Genomic DNA, 21,151 nt, shown 5'->3' with positions numbered 1-21,151 from the left:
AGGAGATCACGTGGGGCTGGATCCAGGACTTCGCCGCCTTGCCCTCGGCACGCTGCTCGCGGCGTACCCCGGGCCGACCCCGCCGGACTGGGCACTGGATCTCGTCGGCGCGGGGCTGGCCGGCTTCACGCTGTTCGGGACCAACGTCGAGACCCCGGCCCAGGTCGCCGCGGCGACCGCCGCGCTGCGCGACGCCCGCGCCGACGTGCTGGTCGCCATCGACGAGGAGGGCGGCGACGTCACCCGGCTGGCGCACGCCACCGGTAGCCCGTACCCGGGCAACGCCGCGCTCGGGGCGGTCGGGGACGTGGCGCTCACCCGCCGGGTCTACGCCGCGATCGGGGCGGAGCTGGCCGCGTTGGGCGTCACCGTCGACCTCGCTCCGACGGTGGACGTCAACAGCGCCGACGAGAACCCGGTGATCGGCACCCGGTCCTTCGGCGACGATCCGCTCCGGGTGGCCGCGCACTCGGCCGCCGCGGTGGACGGGTTGCAGGGTGCCGGGGTCGCGGCCTGCGCCAAGCACTTCCCCGGGCACGGCGCGACCGTCGCCGACTCGCACCTGGAACTGCCGACGGTGGACGTGCCGCTGTCCGTGCTGCGCGAGCGCGACCTGCCGCCCTTCGCGGCGACCGTGGCCGCCGGCACCCGGGCGGTCATGACCGCGCACATCCGGGTCCCGGTGCTGACCGGAGACCTGCCGGCCACCTTCAGCCGGGCCGTCCTGGTCGACCTGCTCCGCCGGGAGCTGGGCTTCACCGGCACCGTCATCACCGACGCGCTGGAGATGAAGGGCGCCACGGTGGCCGCCGGCGGGGTCGGTCCCGCCGCCGTGGCCGCCCTCGCGGCCGGTGCGGACCTGCTCTGCGTCGGGGCGAAGGTCGACGCCGCGCTGGTCGGACACGTGGTGACCGAGATCGTCGCCGCGCTCGGCGCCGGACGGCTGGCCCGTGACCGGGTCGAGGAGGCCGCCGCCCGCACCGCCGAGCTGGCCGCCTGGACCCGGCCCGTCGGCGCGCCCGGCCCCGACCCCGGCGACCTCGGTTACGCCGCCGCGCGCCGGGCGGTACGCGTCGAGGGGATCGTCGCCGGGCTGGACCGGCCACTGGTGGTACAGCTGCACGCCACCGCCACCATGGCCGAGGGCCGGGTGCCGTGGGGGCTCGGTCCGCACCTGGCGGGAACCGAGGAGGTCCGGGTGGTGGCGGGCGAGACCGGCCCGGCCGCCCTGCGGGCGCTCGCCGGGGACCGGCCGGTCGTGCTGGTCGGCCGGCACCTGCACCGGTTGCCGGGCGGGGCGGAGCTGGTCGAGGGGCTGGCCGCCGTCCATCCGGTGACCGTGGTGGAGATGGGCTGGCCGGGACGGTGGCGGCCGGCCGGAGTGCGCGCGTTCGTCGCCACCTACGGGGCCAGCCACGCCAACGGTCGCGCGGCGGCGGAGGTGCTCGGCCTGGCCGGCTGACCGGCGGTACCGCCCACCGGAGGGTGCCGAGGCGGCTCAGCCCAGCCAACGGGCGTCGGGCGGCAGTGGGGTGGCCACGTCCGGCAGCCCCAGCAGCGGGCCGACCGAGGTGATCCGCAGGACCCGCTCGACCACCGGCTGCGGATTGGCGACCCGCAGCGACCGGCCCCGCTCCTGCGCCAGGCTGAACCCCTCGATCAGCACCCGCAGGCCGGTCGAGTCGAGGAAGGTGACCTCGGCCAGGTCGACCAGGCACTCCCGCAGGTCGGGCCGGTTCAGCGCGGCGGTCAGCGCGGTCTCCAGCGTGCCGACGGTGGACATGTCGATCTCACCCGCCGGGCTCAGCACGACGTCGCCCCGGCCGGTGTCCCGCACCCGCACCTCCATGACCGCTCACCGCCTCCGTACCACGGCCGCGTCCGGCCCGCTCGCCGCGACCCTATCCACCGGCCCGCCGTCGGGCCATGGAACACCGGCGATTCGTACCGTGCGTCACCGGCGACCCGCACCCCGAAGAACCAGATAATCCCAGGTCAAGTCCATTTTTGGACAGCTCTACGCGCCTTTTGGGGGCTTGTCGGGGACCACTTCGACACATAGCGTTACCTCACCGGGATGTCCGGTCGCCCGACGCCTCCTCGGACCTGGGGGGAAGAGGCCGCGGACCGTGGATCCGGCCCGGGATCCACGGTCCGCGCCAGCGCGCGGCGGCCCACCCGGGCCGGCCGCCCGGCTGAGTCCGGCCGGGGACGACGGTCCCGGCGGTCAGTCGGGATGGACGATGTGGGAGCGCCAGCCCCGGTCGGGGAAGCCCGCCGCCGCGGCGACCCGGGCCGAGGCGGTGTTGTCGGGGTCGTGCAGGTACGTCGGCACCGCCCCCTCGTCGAGCACCCGACGGGCCGCCTGGGCGACCAGCCGGCGGGCCAGTCCCCGGCCCCGCGCGCCCGGCATGGTCCCGACGGCCAGTTCGTGGCCGTACCGGTCGTGCCGCTTGACGCCGACCCCCGCCAGGTAGTGCCCGTCGGCGTCCCGCACCACCAGGACCTCCCGGTCGAACAGGTGCAGCCAGGAGGGGAACCCGGGATCGGTGGGGTCGACCCACTCCCCCACGTCGGGAAGCGGGTGGGGAGCGGTGCACCAGCGGAACACCCCCTCGCGAAGGGGCAGGCCGGGGTGACCGACCGCGCCCGGCAGCGCCGACCACAGCCGTGGGGTCGGCCCGTCCGCCGCCAGCGCCCGGACCGCCGCGACGTGCTCCGGCGACACGGAGAGCACCGCGCTGCCGGGGGCGGCCACCGCGACCGCCGGCCGGAGCCGGCGGTCCCAGGCCGGGTGCGCGCGGCGCCAGGAACCGACCACGTGGAGTCCCGGCCCGGCCGGCCACTGGCCGAGCCAGGTCGCCAGATGCAGGTGGAGTCGCCTGTCGAGCATCGGATCACGGTACGCGTCACGGCCGCCGCCGGCCGGGCGATCGCCCACCCGTACGTCGCCCCGGCGCCCACCGCGCGGGACGGGATCTGACCGTCGTGGTTGAAGCGCCCGACCCCGGGTACAGCAGACAGAGAACATCACCGATGATTGCCGACCGCGATCCGGGAACCGGACGCACCGGCCGCGCGTCACACCAATTTCCATAGATAGACAACTTTCTCTGGGATGGTACGGCCATGCCGAAACAGCTGATCGATCAGGACAAACGCGACACGGGACGGCTCTGGCCGACCCTCCGGGACGACGTGCCCCCGCCGACACAGTCGCGGTACGACGGCTGCCGGGGCCCGCGTGCCGGCGACCGGTCGTGGGCGGAGCTGAACCGGCTCCCGGCCAACGTCTCCACCCGCCGCCACCTCGGCACCCGCTGAACGGCGGTCGCTCCGGAAGCCCGGCACGGGCAACCGGGGACCGCCGACACGGAACCCGGGGGCGCGACACACCCGGACCCCCGCGCGACGGAGGTCTTAGCACACCTGTCGGGTAGGTTCGTTGCGTTCCGGCACGGCCACCGACAGGAGAAGCTCCGTCCATGGGCAAGAAGACCATCCACGTCTCCGACTTCAGCGGCACGGTCCTGGAGACCGACGACCAGGTGTTCCGCGTCGTCGTCCTGGAGCACCCCGACCTGGTGACCGGGCCCGTTCAGTTGGAGATCAGCCCGTCCGAGGTGGAGGGCATCGACGACGCCGCGCTCGACGTCGCCGTGGTGGAGATCCACGACCCGCAGGGTGACGGGGAGCCCCGCCGGGTGGTGCTGACCGCCAGCGAGTTCGACGCGATGTCGACCGAGACGCCGATGGCGCAGCTCCTGCGCACCGCCGAGCGGGTCCGCCCGCCGAAGGCCCGCAAGGCGGCCGAGAAGATCGACTACGGCACCGTCGAGCACGCCGGCAAGCCGCACCGGGGCCGCGTCACCGACGAGGAGGCCACCCTGGTGCGCGAGCGGCTCGACGAGGTCAACAAGCGGCTCGCGGACGCCGGGCTCCGCCAGATCGACCCCGCCGACCCCGAGCACGCCGCCCGGTACGGCTTCCCCACGCCGGCCTGAGACCGGCGCGACGGGCTGGCGGCGACCGCGTAGGGTGCTGCGGGTGAGCGGCATACCCCACTCCCACTGCTCCGGCTGCGGCACCGCCTACCCCGACGGGGCGGGCTGGCCCCGGATCTGTCCGGCCTGCGGCCACACCACCTGGCGTAACCCCCTTCCGGTGGCGGTGGCCGTCCAGCCGGTGCTCACCCCCACCGGGCTCGGCGTGGTGGTCCAGCGCCGCGACATCGAGCCCGCCCGGGGGCTGCTCGCGCTACCGGGCGGCTTCATCGAGTACGGCGAGGAGTGGCGGGACGCGCTCGTCCGCGAGCTGTGGGAGGAGACCGGCCTGACCGGCGAGGCGGCCGGCGTACGGCTCGTCGCCGTGCACAGCGCGCCGAGCGGCGGGACGATAATGATCTTCGGGGCGCTGCCGACCCGGCGGTTGGAGGACCTGCCCCCGTCCGCTCCCACGGCGGAGTCGACCGAGTGGCTCGTCCTCACCGAGCCGACCGAGCTCGCCTTCTCCACCCACAGTCAGGTGCTCGCCGAGTTCCTGGCCGCCCACCGCTGATCCGCCACGGTCGGCGGGCACGGCGGCGGTGGGGCCGCGAGGAAACAACTTGGTCGGCCGAGAGCGACCCGTCGTCACATACATCACATACCATCGATTTCTCGTGCCGTCGGACGGATTGAGGACTCGATGGAGCTGAGCCACGCCTTTCTCGACATCCCCTTCTCGTTGCCGTACCACTTCGCGAGAGCGAGCCTGCTCGCCACCCGCCTGGTCCGGGTGGAGCTGCGCGACGGCGACGTCCGGGGCCGGGGTGAGGCGACCCTGTTCGAGAGCCCGTTCCCCGACCCGAAGGCCGCCACCGCCGAGCAGGTGGAGCAGGCGCGGGTCGCGATCGGCCAGGGGGCCGGCCGGGAGGACCTGCTCACCCTGCTGCCGGCCGGCGCGGCGCGCAACGCCGTCGACGCCGCCCTCTGGGACCTGGAGGCCAAGCGCAGCGGACGCCGGGTGTGGCAGACGATCGGCCTGCCCGAGCCCACCCCGGTCGAGGACATGCTCACCGTCTCCCTCGCCGGGGAGACCCAGTTCGTCCAGGAACTGAAGGACAGCCAGGGCCGACGCGCGCTGAAGCTGAAGCTCGGCTCGGAGGAGGACGTCGAACGACTGGAGCTGACCCGAGCCCACCGGCCCGACGCCGAGCTGGTGGTGGACGTCAACTGCGGCTGGACGCCGGAGCGGCTGGTGGCGATGCTGCCGGTGCTCGCCCGGCACGACGTCCGGATGGTGGAGCAACCGGTCCGGCCCGAGCACGAGGAGGCGCTGCGGGGGCTACCCCGGCCGGTGCCCCTGATCGCGGACGAGTCGTTCTACGCCGAGGAGGACCTGCCCCGGATCGCCGAACTCTACGACGGGGTGAACATCAAACTCGACAAGTGCGGCGGCCTCACCGCCGCGCTGCGGATCGTCGCCCAGGCCCGGCAGCGCGACCTGCGCATCATGGTCGGCTGCTTCGCGGCCACCTCGCTCGCCTCCGCCGCGGCCTTCCAGGTCGCCCATCACGCAGAGTTCCGGGACATCGCCGGGCACCTGATCCTCACCGAGGACGTGCAGCCGTCGATGCCCTGCGTGGACGGCTGGCTCAGCCCGCCCACCCCGGAGCTGTGGGGCTGACCGGTCACCCGCCCGCCCGGTAATCCGGAGGCGGCAGCGTACGTCGTGGGCCACGCTTGCCGGCATGTCCGCGCAGGTGTGGAGCGTCGCCGAACTGACCGCCGAGGTACGTGCCGGGCGTACCCCGAAGTTCCTGTTCTTCTGGGGGCACCGGGCCCGGCCCGACGGCACCGCCGGGCCCGGTTGCCTGAGCCAGTGGTGGCCGGCGCCGTTCACCGTGGACGGGACCCGCTTCGCCACCGCCGAGCACTACATGATGTGGGCCAAGGCGATGCTCTTCGGCGACCGGGTGACCGCCGGCAGGGTGCTCACGGTGGCGCACCCGAACCAGGCCAAGACCCTCGGCCGTCAGGTCGCCGGCTTCGACGAGCAGACCTGGCGGGAACGCCGGTTCGAGATCGTGGTGGCCGCCAACCTCGCCAAGTTCGGCCAGCACCCCGGCCTGCGGGCGTTCCTGCTCGGCACCGGGAGCCGGGTGCTGGTCGAGGCGAGTCCGCTGGACCGGATCTGGGGCATCGGCCTGGCCGCCGACCACCCGGCCGCCGCCGACCCGGCCCGGTGGCGCGGGCTGAACCTGCTCGGTTTCGCGCTGATGCGGGTCCGGGCGACGCTTCGGGACGGCACGCCGGGCGCGGCGGCGGACCGACCGGCCGGGGGGGACCTCACCGCACCCTGGCCGACCGTCCGGAGCCGCTCACCGTGCCGGTTGGGGTTGCCCGCCCCGGCTGATCCGGAGGGTCAGCACGTCGGTGCGGACCGTGAAGTGTCCGTGGAAGAGGGCGACGCCGCCCACCCCGTAGCCGGGTCGGCGTCGAACCTCCGGGTCAGCCAACGAGTCGGACACCGTGCCCGCCGACGCCGGCGCCAGCCGCGTCCGGCCGTCCGGGGTCAGCGGGAGGGGCGTATACCGTGTCCGGACACGTCGACGGGAAGGAATCCGGAAGCATGCGGCTGCACGTGGGGTGCGCGATGTGGACGCTCAAGGCGTGGCAGGGGCGGATCCTGCCGCACCCGCTCCCGGCCCACGAGCGGCTGCGGCACTACGCCGGCTGGTGCGACGCGGTCGAGGGGAACACCACCTTCTACGCCACCCCGGCCCGGGAGACCGTCGCCACCTGGGCCGACCAGACTGACCCCGGCTTCCGGTTCGTGCTGAAACTGCCCCGGACCGTCACGCACGACCACCGGCTCGACGGCGCCGACGAACCACTCCGCGCCTTCCTGCACGCGATCGAACCGCTCGGCCCACGGGCGCACGCCCTCTGGATCCAGCTCCCCGGCTCGTTCGCCCCCGCCGACGTGCCCACCCTCGCCCGCTTCCTGCGCCGGCTTCCTACCACCCACCGGTACGCGGTCGAGGTCCGCCACCCCGCGTTCTTCGACGACCCCCGGGCGGTACGACTCCTCGAAGGGGTGCTCACCGACGCCGACGCCGAGTGGATCCCCTTCGACACCACCGCCTTCTTCCAGAGCCCGCCGACCAGCGACGCGGAACGGGACGCCTGGACGAAGAAACCACGTATGCCGCTGCGCACGCACGCGCTCACCGAGCGGCCGATCGTCCGGTACCTCGGCCGCGACGACACCGCCCGGACGGTCGAGGGCTGGCAGCACTGGATCGACGTGGTGGCCGGGTGGCTGCGGGAGGGCCGCTCCCCCACCGTGTTCGTCCACACCCCGGACAACGCCGACGCGCCCGTGCTCGCCCGCCGTTTCCACGACGAGGTACGCGCACGCGTACCCGGCCTGACGCCCCTGCCCGAGCCGATCCCGGTCGAGCCAAGCCCGGTCGAGCCGCTGACCCTGTTCTGACCGGCCCCGCACCCGAGGTCGGGCCACTGCGGTACGGCGGGTCTACCGGGAGACGAAGTCCGCGCCGGCCTGCCCGGCGGCGGCGAGCCAGCCGCCCATGCTGATCGCGGTCTGGCCGCCGTCGACGGGAAGCACCACACCGGTGATCCACTCGGCGTCGTCGCTGGCCAGGAAGAGCACCGCCTTGGCGATGTCCTCCGGTTGACCGACCCGCCCGATCGGCTGCTTGTCGGCCAGTTCGGTGGCGAGGAACGCCTTGAACTCCTCGTCCCGCTCACGGGGCACGCCGAACGCCGGACCCATGATGCCGGTCATCGTGATGCCCGGCGCGACCGCGTTGGACCGGATGCCCAGCGGCGCGAGCTGGGCGGTCGCCTCCCGGACGATGCCGACGACGGCGTGCTTGGCCGCCGTGTACCCCAGCGTCGACTGCCCGCCCTGCAACCCGGCGACCGAGCTGGTGGAGATGATCGAACCGCCGGTGCCCTGCCGGACGAACTGGCGCGCGGCGTACCGGTGGCCGAGGATCACCGACGTGGCCAGGAGCCGGAGCGTCCGGTCCGCCCCCTCCTGGGTGATCTCCTGGATGCCGGCCGGGTCGCCACCGGCCCCCGACAGTGGATGCTCGGTTGTGAGACGCTTCAGCGGTACGACGTGTCGTACGAGCAGGAGGAGTTCGCCCGATTCCTGGCGGGTCAAACCCGCGGAGAGTTTCCCGGCATCGCAGCCTGGTGCGACACCGTGCGGGCGGCGGTGTCGGCCGGCAAGCGCATGCACCGGGTTCATGTCGTCGTCGAGCCGCTGTCGGACTACGTCCGGTTCGAGTGTGGCTGGGCCTACGAGCACACCGTCGAGGCGGGCGAGGACGTCCGCCTCATCGGTGTCGCCGGTGACGACTGGCCGGCCGGGTTGCCGCACTACGACTACTGGTTGTTCGACTCCTCGCAGCTCGTCGCAATGTACTACGACCAGGCGGGACGGTTCGTCTCCGGCGAGTTGATCACCGAGCCTGAGCAGAGTGGCCGCCCTGCCCGACGGCGACGACGCCCGCACGTACGTGGTCGAGCCGCTGCGGGCCACCGGGTAACTGCACGAGGTGGACGGGGCCAGCCGGCTGCACGCCGCCCCGGGGCGGGGCCCGGACCCGCCGTGCCGTGCTGGCCACCGCACACCTGAACCGGCCCTGGACCGTACTCGGTCGACTCCCGCCCGCCCCGGGTCGCGGTGCAACGGCGCCCGGCCGGGCAACGTCGGTTCCCGCCGGCTACGCGTCCCAGATCGGCCCGTAGGCCGGGACCCCGACCAGCTCCAGGCCGTGCACCACCTGCCAGGTGACTTTCTTGTTCGCGACGCAGATGACCGCTTCCGCGCCGAAGGTGGCGTACGCCCCGTACGCCAGCCGGAGCATATCGGGTTTGCCGTACGCGTCGGTGTCCCAGATGACCGCGTCGGGCTGCGCCGCCAGCACCTCGTCGACCAGTGCGCCGTACGTCCTACGCGGATTGCGGGTCACCCAGACCAGATGGGACGACACCTCACCGGTCAGGAGGTGGGCGAGCACGGGGCCGATTCCGCTGCCGGTGGCGACAAAGAGCACCTTCCGGAAGAGCGGCGCGACATTGGCCATGCCCGCGGTCGGCATCCCCCGTACCCACAGGTGCGTTGGCGGATTGTCGATGAAGTCCGAGGTCCAGTCGCCGGCTCTGGAGACGACCATGCGGTGGCCACCGGAAGACTCTTCAGGCGCAGAGATATTCGCGAACGAATGCCATTCCAGCAGTGGTCGCCGACTGACCATCTGGGTCGATCCGATGAGCGGCTGGCTCGGGCTGTCGAGGTTGACCACCGCCACGTGGGCGGAGGGCCGCTCGGTATCGACGCGGACCTTGCGCAGGAGCAGCCAGGGCAACGCGACGGACACGGTGGCCATCGTGAGTAGCCATACGGTCGGCGTGGTCAGCAGCGCGTACGCGCCGCCGTGCTGGGTGGTGACGGACAGCACGGTGTTGATCCAGGCGAGCGCCAGCGCAGCCCAACCACAGAACCGGTGCGTTACCTCGAAAGTGTCGTGCGCCCTGACTCGCAACGGTGGCACGGCCAGGATGCTCATGACCACGAAGAGCGTCACCAGCGCGCCGGAGACGACGAGGTTGGGGACCGGCACGTGTCCCCGCTGGCGCAGGTGGTCGTACATCAGCGATACGACGAAGACCAGATACCACGTCGTTCCTGACACGGCCGCGCCGACGTGCAGTCCGCCGAAGTGATAGATCTTCGCCAGCGCCCAGCGGACCGGCAACGGCCAGGTCGTGGGTGCGCGGGTGGCCAGCCAGAACAGCGCGTTGACGAGCCACTGCTGGCGGACGACGACGGCCAGCGTCACGTTCGCCAGGGCGACGGTTTCTATCGATGTCAGGGCCGTAGCCTGACCGGCCCACCAGCCGCCCGATGCCACGGCGTACCAGCCCACCGCCACGTTAGCCGCCACGACCAGCACGATCAGGCGGTGGTAGGGCATGACGCGGGGGTTCTTGAGGATCCGCCGGATCCTCGGTACGGGCGGCGGTAGCTCCACCTCCAATAATCGGGTCAGGGAGCGGGGCGGCCCGGTAAAGGGCCGCCCGAAACCCTTGATGCGGCCGGAGAATTTGCGCATGGCTTCGGCGACCCGGAAAATGACGGCCTCCCTGGGGCAGGTATTCGGCGAACCTGGGGATTTTGGAGGTTGGACGCGCTGGATCGACTGCAACTGAGCTGATCTCAGCGGCGCAGATGTGTGATTGGTGCGACACGGATGAAGGCACTCACACCGACAGCATCGGACGTGGAGGTTGGCCCTCGTCAGATGGTTCTCACCACAGGTTCACCCAGGTGGTGGGGCCCACGTGATCACACATCGTGCCATGGTCGACGTCCCGAGGGAACCTCTGCGGTACCTCGTTCGGCTACTTGCCGGGGCACGTCGAGCCAAGGGGACACCGCGCGGCACCCATGAGTTGACCTGCGTCTGCCCGGACGCTGCTGGTGCTGGGCTGGTTCCGTGAGGCCGAGGACGTGACCCTGCTCGGCGCGGGGTTCGGCATCACCGGGCGACCACGTACCGTTACCGTGGCGGGCGATCGCGGCTGGACCGGGTAACGGCGGGACGACAGAGCGTCCGGATTTCGATGGACCCGCTTGGCACCTCGATGACGCGGTTCAGCGGCACGGGCGATAGACGGAGTCGTCCAGATCGAGGGAGAAGAGCACGCCGTTGATGTTGGCCGCGTTGTCAGCCCGGCAGAAGGCGGTCGAGGAGCCGTATTCCGCGTGGAGGACCGGCTTGCCCGCAGCGATGAACGGCTGGTATTCGCCGCACTCGTCGTACCGGCTGCATTCCTCGTTGAGCGCCATGTCGTAGTAGTCGACGAGATCGTCAATCTGGTCGAGGTCGTTCTTCAGCACCGTGCTGAGGCCACGGGCGTGGGCCGTGTTGGCGAGGAACCGGTTGTACGCGAGTTGATCGGCGGCGGTGAGCGGGAACCCCGTCCGGTTGACGTAGCCGTCCATGTTGTCGAACTCGACAGCGTCGAACCCCTTCGCCCGGCACATGTCGATCCGCGCCGTCATGATGCGGGCCAGCGGGCTCGTGGGACTGATGTCGCGGACGTCGAGCCACCGTTCGCCGGCCCAACCGTCGAGGTTCTGGCCGAGGAGGCTCGCCGGGAACTGGCCCGCGTCGGGGCGCCAGTCCTCGTAGGAGCCCACGCTGATGTAGCAGACCACCCGAATTCCGGCCTTGTGGAGGGCGGCGACGTCCGCCGAGGACGCCTCAAAACCGTCGATGTCGTAGATGTCGACGTCCCGGAAGGGAGGCTTGGGCACGCCCTCGATGACCCAGTTCCAGCTGACCTGCAGCGGGGGACGCCAGCAGTCGGGGCACCGTACCGAGCCCGTCGCGCCCACGGGTCGGGGAGGCGGTGACGGTGGTGCGGTCGTTGGCGTCGTAGCGGGGGGTTCGGTCCCGGTAGGCGAGGACATGGGTACGGACGGCGGGGTCGACGGGGTCGACGCGGACGGGAAGCTGGCCCGGCCCGTCGGTGCCGGCTGCCCGGGAGTCGAGGTCAGCGAGATGGCTGCGACCGGGCCGAGGACGGCGGCCAGTACCACGACGCCGATCCCGGTGAGGTAGAGGCGTCGTGTCCTGGCCGTGGCTGCCTGTGTTCTATTCAAAGCGAATTTCCTCGATGTGCACTGTGCTGCTGGCGTCGTACCAGAAGTCAAGTTGGAGCTCACCTGGGGTGGCGCGGTCGAAGCGGTTTGCCGCCAGCGGAATGCGCAGGTCCTGGTAGCCGGTGGTGATGGTCCGATTGTCGCCGGCGAGGACGAGACCGGTCAATCGGGACCCAACGCCGCCGAGGGTGAGGCGGATGTCGGACTCCTCGCCGCCGCGCTCTCCCCGGATCCGCAACACCAGGTACGTGTAGTCGGTCAGGCTGCGGTCGACGTAGCTGCCGAACCACCCGTTGTCCTCGTACCTGAGCACGAGCGCCCCACCGGTGACCGCGCAACGGGCGAACCCCGCACACTCGGTGGTCTTCCCCAGATCGTTGCGGCCGTGGCCGTCGCTCCATCCCGAACTTCCGTCGAAGTCGTCGAGCAGTATCGGCGGTGCGGTCGGTCGGGGCGTCGGCGGTACGGCACCTGCGGCAGTCGGCGTCGGGATGGGGCCGACGGGGGTGGTACCGCCGTCGGCCTCCGGCGTCTCCGAAGGCGCGGCGTCGGTGGGGGCGGGAAGTAATGCCGGGTCCGCCGGGTCGACGCCCGACCAGGAGGAAGGGTCGGTGTCTTCGGTCCATAGATGCTCTTGCCGCTCGGCGCGCCCGAGGCCGCCCTCGCCGCTGTCGCTGGCGTTGAGCAAGCACCCGCCGATTGCCGCCAAGGGCGCCAGGAAGCCGACGACGAGGAAGACCCCACCCCGTCGCGCCGCCTTGGTTCGTTGCGTCGCTGGTAGGCGGGTCTGCATCCGGAGGGGGGAGGACCGGTGCCGGGCACCGTCGCCGCCGTCACGGGTCTCCCGCTGGGATTTGTCATACCAAATCATCACGAGTCACCTGGCCTACGTGGATGGGGGTCTTGCCCAGAGCACGGCTGCCGGTGGGCATTCCGTTCACCGGACCCGGTTGCCGGCACGGCGCTGCGCGATGGGCGTGGAAGCCGATCGGCTTCGTCAGCTACGACCCCAGGCCCCGAGCCCATCCCGGTGCGCACGGCGCGTCGAGTTCGACGTTGCTGTCCTGGCGCAGGGTGTTCCAGGTGGCGGTGGCCTCGGCCGCGATCGGCTGGAGCCGCTCGGCGCGGATCGTCGCACCGATGGTCTTCAGCGCCTCGATCGCCTTCTTCAGGTCAGGCAGCACGGTGGCGGCCTGCCGGCTGGCGCGTTCCGTCTCGATCCAGGCGCGGATCCGGTCGGCGATCGGCTGCCAGTCCTGCCGGCGGCGTTCGAGGGCTTCCCGGGCGGCGGCCCGCGCCGGGGCCAGCGCGGCGGCGAGGTCGGCGTAGGTGGTGGGCGCCAACTCGACGAGCGTCGCGGCGTCGGCGGTGGCGGTCAGGTCGTCCCAGTGCTGCCAGGCCTTCCGCAGTTCGGTGAGGTCGATCCCGTCCGGCGCGTGGTCGGCGGCGAGCACCGGCGGCCGGCTGGGTACCGCCTGGCACAGGGCGTGCCGGGCGTCGCGTTCGGCGCGATGGGCGGCGTCGAGCTGCTCCGCACGCAGGGTCAGGTCCCGTACCTGCGTGTGCGCCTGCTCGGCCCACGCCTCGTCCAGGGTGCGACCCCCGCACACCGGACAGGGCTGGTCGGGGTGGCTGGTGTGGTGGGCCAGCGCGGCGCGGAGCAGTCCGGCCAGCGCCCGTGCCTGCTCGGCCGGGGTACCGGCCAGGTCGCCGATCCGGCGCAGTGCGGCGCGGAGCCGGTCGACCCGGGCGGCGAGGTCGTCCCGGCCGGGCAGGTCGAGCACGTCGAGCTGGCGCAGCGGTACGACGGTCCGCCAAGCACCTGCTCGCCTACATCGGCGCGTTCTCCGACAACGCGCAGGAGGTGCTGCACCGGTACGAGTTCCCACAGCAGATCCGCCGCCTGGACGCGGCGAACCTGCTCTACCGGGTGGTGGCCCGCTTCGCCGACCTGGACCTGGACCCGGTCACCGTCTCCAACCACCAGATGGGGTACGTCTTCGAGGAGCTGATCCGGCGGTTCGCCGAGCAGTCCAACGAGACGGCCGGTGAGCACTTCACCCCGCGTGAGGTCATCGAGCTGATGGTGAACCTGCTGGTCGCCCCGGACCACGACGCGTTGAGCGGCCCCGGCACGGCCCGCACGGTCATGGACCCGGCCTGCGGCACGGGCGGCATGCTCAGCGCCGCCGAGGAGCACATCACCGCGCTGAACCCGCACGCCACCGTGAAGGTCTTCGGCCAGGAGCTGAACCCGGAGTCCTGGGCGATCTGCCGGTCCGACATGATGATCAAGGGCCAGGACCCGGAGAACATCAAGTTCGGCAACTCGTTCAGCGACGACGGCCACCGGGGCGCGCACTTCGACTACCTGCTCGCGAACCCGCCGTTCGGGGTCGAGTGGAAGAAGGTCAAGGACGAGGTCGAGGCCGAGCACGAGAAGCTCGGCGACAGCGGCCGGTTCGGTGCCGGCCTGCCCCGGATCAACGACGGCTCGCTGCTCTTCCTCCAGCACATGATCTCGAAGATGAAGCAGCCCACCGGCTACGGCAAGGGCGGCAGCCGGGTCGCCATCGTCTTCAACGGTTCGCCGCTGTTCACCGGGGCCGCCGAGTCCGGCGAGTCCCGCATCCGCCAGTGGATCCTGGAGAACGACTGGTTGGAGGGCATCGTCGCGCTGCCCGACCAGCTCTTCTACAACACCGGCATCTCCACGTACTTCTGGATCCTCACCAACCGCAAGCTGCCCGACCACCGGGGCAAGGTCATCCTGCTGGACGCCCGGGAGCACTTCGCCAAGATGCGCAAGTCCCTCGGCGACAAGCGCAAGTACCTCACCGAGGACCAGATCAAGGAGATCACCGGGCTCTACGGGGAGGCGCTGCACGTCGCCGCCGACCCGGAGCACCCGCTGCACGCCAAGGTGAAGATCTTCGCCAACGAGGACTTCGGCTACCGCCGGATCACCGTCGAACGCCCGCTCAGGCTCCGCTTCGAGGTCACCGAGGAAACCCTGACCGCCGTACGCGAGTCGAAGCCGATCGGCAAGGCGTTGGACGTCACCGCCTTCGAGACGGCGTTGAAGCCGCTGGTGGGCCGGTCGTGGGACACCAAGCGCGCCGCCTGGGACGCCGTCCGCACGGCGATGGCCGAGGCCGGCATGCTCTGGCCCAACGGCGCACCCTTCCAGAAGGCGCTCCGCGACGTCCTCGGCGTCCGCGACCCCGACGGCGAGGTGCAGAAGGTCAAGGGCGACCCCGAGCCGGACACCGACCTACGCGACTACGAGAACGTGCCGCTGCACGAGGACGTCGAGGAATACCTGCGCCGCGAGGTGCTTCCGCACGTCCCCGACGCCTGGATCGACCACACCAAAACCAAGATCGGGTACGAGATCCCCTTCACCCGCCACTTCTACGTCTACAAGCCCCCGAGGCCCCTGGCCGAAATCGACGCCGAACTAAAAGCCCTCGAAGCCGAGATCCAGGCCCTACTGGGCGAGGTGACGAAGTGACTTTCCCTACGATTCGACTGAAACGTGTCTGCCGGTTACAGAGCGGACTGACCGTTGACTCCTCGCGAGAAATTACCGGCGATGCAGTGACGAGACCCTATCTGCGCGTGGCCAATGTTCCGGCAGGGTGGCTGGATCTTGATTCCGTTACGGAAGTCAGCGTGCCTCGTCGCCTAGCAGAAAAAAGCACTCTGCAGCCCGGCGATGTTCTCATGACGGAGGGGGGTGACCTGGACAAGCTAGGGCGAGGCACAGTATGGCGAGGGGAGATTCCTAGCCGCCTCCATCAGAACCATGTCTTCGCTCTTCGCCCCCAGGAAGGAGTCCTTGAGCCGAGGTTCCTGGCCTACGTGACCCAGTCATTTCACAGTCGACACTATTTCGAGAGGACAGGCACCAAGACTACAAATCTAGCCTCTACTAGTGAAGGACTGCCCGATCCCTAACGCCCCGTTACAAAGACAGGAACATCTAATCCGGAAGGCCGCAGAGCATCGGGACAGCATCGAAAAGACTCGATCAGCTCTACAGAAGGCGAACCAACTACTCTCGGAGCGACGGCAGGCGCTGATAACAGCAGCAGTGACAGGGCAAATCGACGCATCAACGGCGATCGGGCAGGCAGGCTAGAGCCAGCCCTCTTCCCCAGGGAAGAAGTACTCCTGCCCTACGCAGCGACGAACTCGACCGAGCCGTGGGTGAACTTGATTTCGAAGTCCATGCCGGTGCCCTTGGACAGCTTTGCGAGCGTTTGAATTGAGGGAGGCTGGTCGCCCGACTCAAGCCGAGCGATGACGGACTGGGTCATGCCGACCCTGCGCGCAAAAGCCGACTGGGTAAGGTTATTCTCGCTGCGGTAACGCACGATGCGTAGAGCGACGTCACGAGCGAATGCTGTACGATCCCACTCGGCGCGAAACTCCGGATCTTGCTTATGTTCCTCTAGGACTTGCCGGGCGGACTTGAGGTCGGAGAGCTTCATCACTGGTCACCCCTTACGTCATCGATCCTTCGCTCAGCGTCACTGACTGCTCGGTCGAACTTTCGCTGGTTGACATTGGTTTCTGGACCGATCGAGCCGACGACGAAGGCGGGCCCGACCTGGCGATAGAACGCCCTCCATCGGCTCCGTCCGCCACGGGGCCGCAACTCCCTGAGGTTCCGGGCACCCCGGACAGCGCTGGAGTGCGGGTAGCCAAGGTTGGGGCCTCGGCTTTCCAGCTTCTCGACAGCATGCCCAACGGCTACTCGTTCGTTGGCAGGCAGTTCGTCGAGTTCAGTTTTGGCGTCAGGATGATAGAAGACCGGCCACAGCACCTACCGAGTATAGCAAAGTTGCGATACTGGAGCGCTGAGGCGCGCAGGTCAGGCGACGCAGAGTGCTGAGACCACGGTCCGGTACACCGTGACGAGGACTACTCAACGGCGCCCGCCTTGAGGGTGCCAGTGAAGGCGGTCCACGCCTCGGGGGTGAAGCGCAGCGTGCCGGCGGTCGGGGCCTTGGAGTCGCGTACGTCGATTTCAACGCCCCGGTCGCGGACCTCGACGCACTGGCCATTGCTGCCGGAACGGCTCGACGTGCGCCAGACGTTACGCTCCATGCTCGCTCAGCTCCTTGATGAACTTGATCGACTCGGCCGGAGACCTGGCCAACGTCCTCAGATTGTCGTACGCCGCCGTCAGCCGCGCCAGGTCAGCGCTCGACTCAAGGAACAGCTCACCGGCCAGCGTCTCGATGTAGCCCAGCGGCGGATCGTCGTGCTCGAAGGTGAGCAGGGCGAAGCCGCTGCTGTCGGCCAGGTGCGCGCCGGCTTCGAAGCGGAGAACTTGGATCGTGACGTTGGGCAGTTGGCTCACCTTGACCAGGTGGTGAAGCTGTTCGCGCAGCACGTCCGGGCCGCCCACCTCCGTTCGCAGGGACGCCTCGGACAGGATCGCGTGCAGCCGCAGCGGCTTCGGCTGCCGGTGTAGCACCTCCTGGCGGGTCATCCGGGCGGTAACCCGCTGGTCGATGGTGGCCGAGTCGGTCTCGCGGCCGATGATGTTGACCTCGCGGGCGTACCGCTCGGTCTGGAGTAGGCCAGGCACGAGCATCGGCTCGAAGTTCTTGAGCTCCGCAGCCTCGATCTCGTACGCGATGTAGGTGGCGTACTTGCCGCCAAGGCGCTGCCACCAGCCCTCCTCGCGCAGGTCGCGGGCCAGCTCCAACAGGGACGTGCCCGGCTCTTCGTCGATCCTGACGCCGTACGTCACCAGCAACTCCATGACGTCGCCGGGTCGCGGCTTGATCTCGCCGGACTCGATCCGGGTGATGCGGGACGTCGAACAGCGCAGGAGCTTCGCGGTCTCCCCGCCGGTAAGTCCTTTGGCGTCGCGGAGCTTCCGCAGCTCGCGACCGAGTCGACGGGATCGGGGCGTGGCAGGCGTGAATCGAGGCATGTCTTGATTCTGCAACAAAACCGGTGTCCTCGTCTGCTACCCCTCACATGCATTCTGCGCAAAATCGGACTGACCCCCTTGTGCCGCATCACATGATGGGAAAGTCTGATTACTGCGTGCTACGGGCTGGCAACACGGTGCCTACTGCTACGGACGCGCTGATCTCGGTATGTCCCAGATGGACCGATGGAGAGACGGCGAACCGGTTACGGGCAGCAACGCCCGGCCTCCGGTCTCGCCGGAAGTGAGGTGGTCGTGGTACTTGGCATCTCGATGATCGTGTTCGGTGGCCTGGTGTTGAGCTTCCTGATCGGGCTGAACGTCCAGGTCAGGGCCCAGCGGTGCCCACGCTGCGCGCGCCCCCGTTCGGACGTGAGAGCAGTCAACGCCGGCCGGCACCGTTTCTCCGGTCTCGGCGGGAGGTGAGGGTGCTCGTGGAGTCCGAGGTGTTGGTGAGTGTGCTCAGTGGCCTGACGGTGGGGTTCCTGGCCGGTCTGTTCACGTTCAGGGTCAAGTCGCGGTGGTGTCCGCGCTGCGGCGAGTACACCGAGCCCGTCCGGCCGACGGAGCGGCGATGAGCACACCGCGCCAGCCCGACCGCCGGGACCTGCCGATCGGCCGGCGCGTCGCGCAGCTACGCGTCCGCGCCCGCGCCGGCACCACCGCCGGGCAGCGGGAGTACCGGATCCTGGTGGTCGCGGAGAAGTACCAGACCGGAGTTCGTGGCGGCGTACGGAACACCCGCGCGTCCTCGCGCTCCGGCAGCGCCGGGCGGCGATCCTCGTCGTCGGCGGTGACTTCCGCACCGCGCTGCCGGAGTTCGACGCGCTCGCCTCGGCGTTCGCGCGGAGCCAGGGGCCGACCGGCGACGCCGCGATGGCCTGCCTCCGACAGGCCGCCCACTGCCGGGCCGGACTGGGTCAGGTCACCACGGCGCTGCGTCAGTTCCGCCAGGTCCTCACCCACGTACGGGCAGCCGAGGGTGACGTCTCCACGACCTCTCTGGAACTGCGCCGCGACATCGGCCTGCTCCTGCTCGCCGAAGGAGACGTCGAGGCGGCGAAAGCCGAGTTCGTGTCGCTGCACGAGGACCTCGGTGTGGTGTACGGGCCGGACCACGAGGAGACCCGGGATGTCGCCGACCTCCTGACCCGACTGCGGTTCTCCGGGGAGCGACAGCCGCCCGCCAGGTTCGACGACGGGTCAGCCCGCTGATCCCGTTGAGCGGCGACGAGATCCGGCGTCTGTTCGGCAAACTCGTCCTCGCCGGACGCGCCGCCGCCGATCACAAGTAACGAACCGCCGTAGCAGTAGCAGGGATCATCTCCGGCACCCGGTCAGCCCCGGGTACCGTAACTGCCGGTCCCGGTGAGGCAGCGGACCTGCCGTGTTCCGCCGGGCCGGTTCAGGCCGGGGTTCCGGTCACCGTCAGGTGACGTAGCCGGCCGATGTCGTCGAACGAGCCGAAGCCGACCCGTCCGGAGCTGAACGTGGTGTCCTTCGCGGTCATCAGCGGGTCTTTCTTCCCGTCCACGTAGACCGCGATCTCGCCGGTGGCCGGCAGGTGCACGACGCGCACCTTGTGCCAGTCCGCGTCGACGATCGCCGGGTTCGCGCCGCGCGACCGGCCGTTCCACTGGTAGTCGATGCGTTGCCGGTCGGCGTTGTGCACCTTGAAGATGCCGTTGTGCGGCAGGATCGTGTTGTCGGTCGACAGGTGGGCGTAGTAGAACTCGGTGTCCGAGCGCCAGCCGAAGACGATGAGCACGTCCCGGTTGGTCACCTCGACCGGGGTGTCGAGCCGGACGTCGGCCTTGATCTCCACGGAGGACCACTCCGGCCCGCCGGCCACCACCGCGTACTCTGACGGACGGATCGGGCCGGGCCGGCTCACGCCCGCCTCGGCGAGGATCACCTCGTCCCGGTCGTACTGCCACTTCGACGGGGTGACCGGCGTCCACCCGTCCGGGCCCGAGGGCCGGTGCAGCTTGGTGCCGCCGACGTCGCCGTCCGCGAACTCCCGGGTGCCGGTCACCTTCCAGATCTTCCCGTTGGCCTTGGCGAGCAGGTAGAGCCCGCCGGCGGCGTCGGTGCCGAAACGCAGGTCGACCCGCTCCGGGTTGCCCGGGGCGCCGGGGCCGGAGAGGTCCTGCATGCGCACCGGCGCTCCGGCGGCGTTGAAGAGCGCGAGGCGGTGGATCGTGGCCGGGTCGTGGCCGCGCCGCATCTCGTGCGCCTCGGTGTAGAGGACCTGCCCGTCGACCAGATCGCCGAAGACGTACTTGCCCTTCATTGCGGGCAGCTCGCTGCCGCGGTAGACGAACCCGCCGGCCACCGCGACACCGACGTCGGAGGTGCAGTTCCAGTCGGGCGGCGGCTTGTGGTCGTACGCCGCGACCGGGTACGTGTAGCCGTACCGGGCGTCGTCCGCCGGCAGCGGCAGGAGCTTGTCGCAGGCGGCCCCCGTCTTGTCGAAGACGAACGCGCCCTCCCGCTCGCTCCAGCCGAAGTTGTCACCGGCGCGCACCTCGTAGATCGCCTCGATGGCGTGCTCGCCGATGTGGCCGACGAACATCCGGCCGGTGGCCGAGTCCCAGCTGAACCGGTGCGGGTCGCGGAACCCGAGCGCGTAGACCTCGCCCAGGGCGCCGGCCCGGCCGACGAACGGGTTGTCCGCCGGGATGCCGTACTGCCCGTTGGCCGAGTCGGTGCCCTGCGGGTCGATGCGCAGCAGCTTGCCGTGCACCATGCCCAGGTTCTGCGGCTCGGTGGTGCGTACGCCGGTGCCGCCGTCACCGACGGCCAGGTACAGCAGTCCGTAGTCGCGTTGGCCGGGACGCGCCGTGGGGTTGAAGTTGATCTCCTGGATGCCGTGGATCTGGCCGCCGAAGCCGATCCGCAGCATCTCGCGTCGGCTGCCGGAGAACGTGTCGGCGGCCGGGTCGGTCGCCGTCCATTCGGTGATCACGCCGTGGTAGATGCTGTTGGCCTGGGCGTAGTCCGGCGCCTTCGTGGCCAGCGACGCCTGCTCGGTGTGCATGGTGTAGAAGCGTCCGTTGGTGCCGAACTCGGGATGGAACGCGACGTAACCGAAGCCCTGGCCGAGCCCGCGGCCGGAGAAGAACCGCGGTGCGAACGTGTCGGCGACGTCCAGGTAGACGTACGGCACGCCATCCCGGAGCAGGTAGAGGTGCCCGTTGAGGTCCGGCACGGCACGCCGTCCGGAGCCGTCGGGCAGTTCCATGATGGTGTTGATGCGGGCGGTACGCATGAGCCGCTGGTCGGTCGGCGCCGGAATTGGGGACGACTGCGGGAACCTGGCGTACTCGGTCAGGACCAGACCGAGCCGGGACTGGACGGGCATCTCGACGACCGGATCGTAAACGGGGTCGGCGGACCGGGCGGGACCGACGCCGGAGGCGGACAGAACGAGGGTGGCGGCGGTCAGACCGGCCGCCAGCGCGGATTTGCCGATCATGCGGATACTGCGCACTCGGGTCTCCTTCC

General features: G+C 70.3%; 21 protein-coding genes and 1 pseudogene. 10 read left to right on the top strand and 12 right to left on the bottom strand.

Going from position 1 to position 21,151, the window contains the following annotated elements; translation table 11 throughout:
• Nucleotides 1-10 precede the first annotated feature (10 nt).
• Nucleotides 11-1,462 (top strand): glycoside hydrolase family 3 protein, encoded by a 1,452-nt coding sequence (locus GA0074694_RS14075; protein ID WP_091458103.1) that lies wholly within the window; start codon nucleotides 11-13, stop codon nucleotides 1,460-1,462.
• A gap of 36 nt (nucleotides 1,463-1,498) precedes the next feature.
• Here GA0074694_RS14075 and GA0074694_RS14070 read toward each other — a convergent pair whose 3' ends face one another.
• Entirely contained in the window at nucleotides 1,499-1,849 is a 351-nt protein-coding gene (locus GA0074694_RS14070; protein ID WP_091458100.1) for an STAS domain-containing protein, read from the bottom strand.
• Between the two features lie 378 nt (nucleotides 1,850-2,227).
• Nucleotides 2,228-2,893 carry a GNAT family N-acetyltransferase gene (locus GA0074694_RS14065; protein WP_091459161.1) on the bottom strand — a complete coding sequence of 222 codons (666 nt, stop codon included), beginning with the start codon at nucleotides 2,891-2,893 and terminating at the stop codon, nucleotides 2,228-2,230.
• 236 nt (nucleotides 2,894-3,129) lie between these two features.
• Between GA0074694_RS14065 and GA0074694_RS14060 the strand changes: the two genes are divergently transcribed.
• The 6 genes and pseudogenes from GA0074694_RS14060 to GA0074694_RS14035 all read left to right on the top strand — a co-directional run bounded on the left by GA0074694_RS14060 (nucleotide 3,130) and on the right by GA0074694_RS14035 (nucleotide 7,479).
• Nucleotides 3,130-3,324 (top strand): hypothetical protein, encoded by a 195-nt coding sequence (locus GA0074694_RS14060; protein ID WP_091458097.1) that lies wholly within the window; start codon nucleotides 3,130-3,132, stop codon nucleotides 3,322-3,324.
• A 161-nt stretch (nucleotides 3,325-3,485) separates the two neighbouring features.
• Nucleotides 3,486-4,004 (top strand): hypothetical protein, encoded by a 519-nt coding sequence (locus GA0074694_RS14055; protein WP_091458095.1) that lies wholly within the window; start codon nucleotides 3,486-3,488, stop codon nucleotides 4,002-4,004.
• Nucleotides 4,005-4,047: 43 nt separating this feature from the next.
• On the top strand, nucleotides 4,048-4,557 hold the full coding sequence (locus GA0074694_RS14050; RefSeq protein ID WP_091459160.1) for an NUDIX domain-containing protein: 510 nt from the start codon (nucleotides 4,048-4,050) through the stop codon (nucleotides 4,555-4,557).
• A gap of 129 nt (nucleotides 4,558-4,686) precedes the next feature.
• Nucleotides 4,687-5,667 (top strand): dipeptide epimerase, encoded by a 981-nt coding sequence (locus GA0074694_RS14045; protein WP_091458092.1) that lies wholly within the window; start codon nucleotides 4,687-4,689, stop codon nucleotides 5,665-5,667.
• 64 nt (nucleotides 5,668-5,731) lie between these two features.
• Nucleotides 5,732-6,289 (top strand): annotated as a pseudogene (locus GA0074694_RS14040) (NADAR family protein); the annotation flags it as partial.
• A gap of 347 nt (nucleotides 6,290-6,636) precedes the next feature.
• Entirely contained in the window at nucleotides 6,637-7,479 is an 843-nt protein-coding gene (locus GA0074694_RS14035) for a DUF72 domain-containing protein (RefSeq protein WP_218105685.1), read from the top strand.
• A 42-nt stretch (nucleotides 7,480-7,521) separates the two neighbouring features.
• Here the strand turns inward: GA0074694_RS14035 and GA0074694_RS14030 are convergent, their stop codons facing one another.
• A complete protein-coding gene (locus tag GA0074694_RS14030; protein ID WP_091459157.1) occupies nucleotides 7,522-8,178 on the bottom strand; it encodes an SDR family NAD(P)-dependent oxidoreductase in 657 nt (218 codons plus the stop codon).
• On the opposite strand from GA0074694_RS14030, the gene GA0074694_RS32900 reads away from it, so the two are divergent.
• Nucleotides 8,101-8,655, top strand: coding sequence for a DUF6879 family protein (locus GA0074694_RS32900; protein ID WP_342670923.1), 555 nt, complete (start codon nucleotides 8,101-8,103; stop codon nucleotides 8,653-8,655). The two genes, GA0074694_RS14030 and GA0074694_RS32900, sit on opposite strands and share 78 nt — an antisense overlap.
• A gap of 88 nt (nucleotides 8,656-8,743) precedes the next feature.
• Here GA0074694_RS32900 and GA0074694_RS14020 read toward each other — a convergent pair whose 3' ends face one another.
• From GA0074694_RS14020 to GA0074694_RS14005, 4 genes are all read right to left on the bottom strand, one after another.
• Nucleotides 8,744-10,228 carry a ferredoxin reductase domain-containing protein gene (locus GA0074694_RS14020; RefSeq protein ID WP_218105684.1) on the bottom strand — a complete coding sequence of 495 codons (1,485 nt, stop codon included), beginning with the start codon at nucleotides 10,226-10,228 and terminating at the stop codon, nucleotides 8,744-8,746.
• A 449-nt stretch (nucleotides 10,229-10,677) separates the two neighbouring features.
• Nucleotides 10,678-11,499 (bottom strand): endo alpha-1,4 polygalactosaminidase, encoded by an 822-nt coding sequence (locus tag GA0074694_RS14015; RefSeq protein ID WP_281190008.1) that lies wholly within the window; start codon nucleotides 11,497-11,499, stop codon nucleotides 10,678-10,680.
• 184 nt (nucleotides 11,500-11,683) lie between these two features.
• Nucleotides 11,684-12,400 (bottom strand): hypothetical protein, encoded by a 717-nt coding sequence (locus GA0074694_RS14010; protein ID WP_141714108.1) that lies wholly within the window; start codon nucleotides 12,398-12,400, stop codon nucleotides 11,684-11,686.
• A 292-nt stretch (nucleotides 12,401-12,692) separates the two neighbouring features.
• The gene (locus tag GA0074694_RS14005) at nucleotides 12,693-13,475 is read right to left on the bottom strand and encodes a hypothetical protein (protein WP_141714106.1); all 783 of its coding nucleotides are present in this window, start codon (nucleotides 13,473-13,475) and stop codon (nucleotides 12,693-12,695) included.
• Nucleotides 13,476-13,555: 80 nt separating this feature from the next.
• On the opposite strand from GA0074694_RS14005, the gene GA0074694_RS14000 reads away from it, so the two are divergent.
• Nucleotides 13,556-15,205, top strand: coding sequence for an HsdM family class I SAM-dependent methyltransferase (locus tag GA0074694_RS14000; RefSeq protein ID WP_245714688.1), 1,650 nt, complete (start codon nucleotides 13,556-13,558; stop codon nucleotides 15,203-15,205).
• 667 nt (nucleotides 15,206-15,872) lie between these two features.
• Here GA0074694_RS14000 and GA0074694_RS13995 read toward each other — a convergent pair.
• From GA0074694_RS13995 to GA0074694_RS13980, 4 genes are all read right to left on the bottom strand, one after another.
• Entirely contained in the window at nucleotides 15,873-16,187 is a 315-nt protein-coding gene (locus GA0074694_RS13995) for a helix-turn-helix domain-containing protein (RefSeq protein ID WP_141714102.1), read from the bottom strand.
• Nucleotides 16,187-16,522 (bottom strand): type II toxin-antitoxin system RelE/ParE family toxin, encoded by a 336-nt coding sequence (locus GA0074694_RS34200; protein ID WP_091458079.1) that lies wholly within the window; start codon nucleotides 16,520-16,522, stop codon nucleotides 16,187-16,189. The genes GA0074694_RS13995 and GA0074694_RS34200 overlap by 1 nt, the downstream gene beginning before the upstream one ends.
• A 98-nt stretch (nucleotides 16,523-16,620) precedes the next feature.
• Nucleotides 16,621-16,806 (bottom strand): DUF397 domain-containing protein, encoded by a 186-nt coding sequence (locus GA0074694_RS13985; protein WP_091458076.1) that lies wholly within the window; start codon nucleotides 16,804-16,806, stop codon nucleotides 16,621-16,623.
• Entirely contained in the window at nucleotides 16,796-17,644 is an 849-nt protein-coding gene (locus tag GA0074694_RS13980) for a helix-turn-helix domain-containing protein (RefSeq protein WP_091458074.1), read from the bottom strand. Before GA0074694_RS13980 ends, GA0074694_RS13985 begins: the two co-directional genes overlap by 11 nt.
• Nucleotides 17,645-18,520: 876 nt before the next feature.
• On the opposite strand from GA0074694_RS13980, the gene GA0074694_RS13975 reads away from it, so the two are divergent.
• A complete protein-coding gene (locus tag GA0074694_RS13975; RefSeq protein ID WP_091458071.1) occupies nucleotides 18,521-18,859 on the top strand; it encodes a hypothetical protein in 339 nt (112 codons plus the stop codon).
• Between the two features lie 190 nt (nucleotides 18,860-19,049).
• Here the strand turns inward: GA0074694_RS13975 and GA0074694_RS13970 are convergent, their stop codons facing one another.
• Nucleotides 19,050-21,137 carry a PQQ-dependent sugar dehydrogenase gene (locus GA0074694_RS13970; RefSeq protein ID WP_245714687.1) on the bottom strand — a complete coding sequence of 696 codons (2,088 nt, stop codon included), beginning with the start codon at nucleotides 21,135-21,137 and terminating at the stop codon, nucleotides 19,050-19,052.
• Nucleotides 21,138-21,151: the final 14 nt, after the last annotated feature.

Origin of the sequence: Micromonospora inyonensis, from assembly GCF_900091415.1 — a bacterium.
Taxonomy (GTDB): domain Bacteria; phylum Actinomycetota; class Actinomycetes; order Mycobacteriales; family Micromonosporaceae; genus Micromonospora; species Micromonospora inyonensis.
This window is presented reverse-complemented; position numbering and strand designations above follow the sequence as displayed.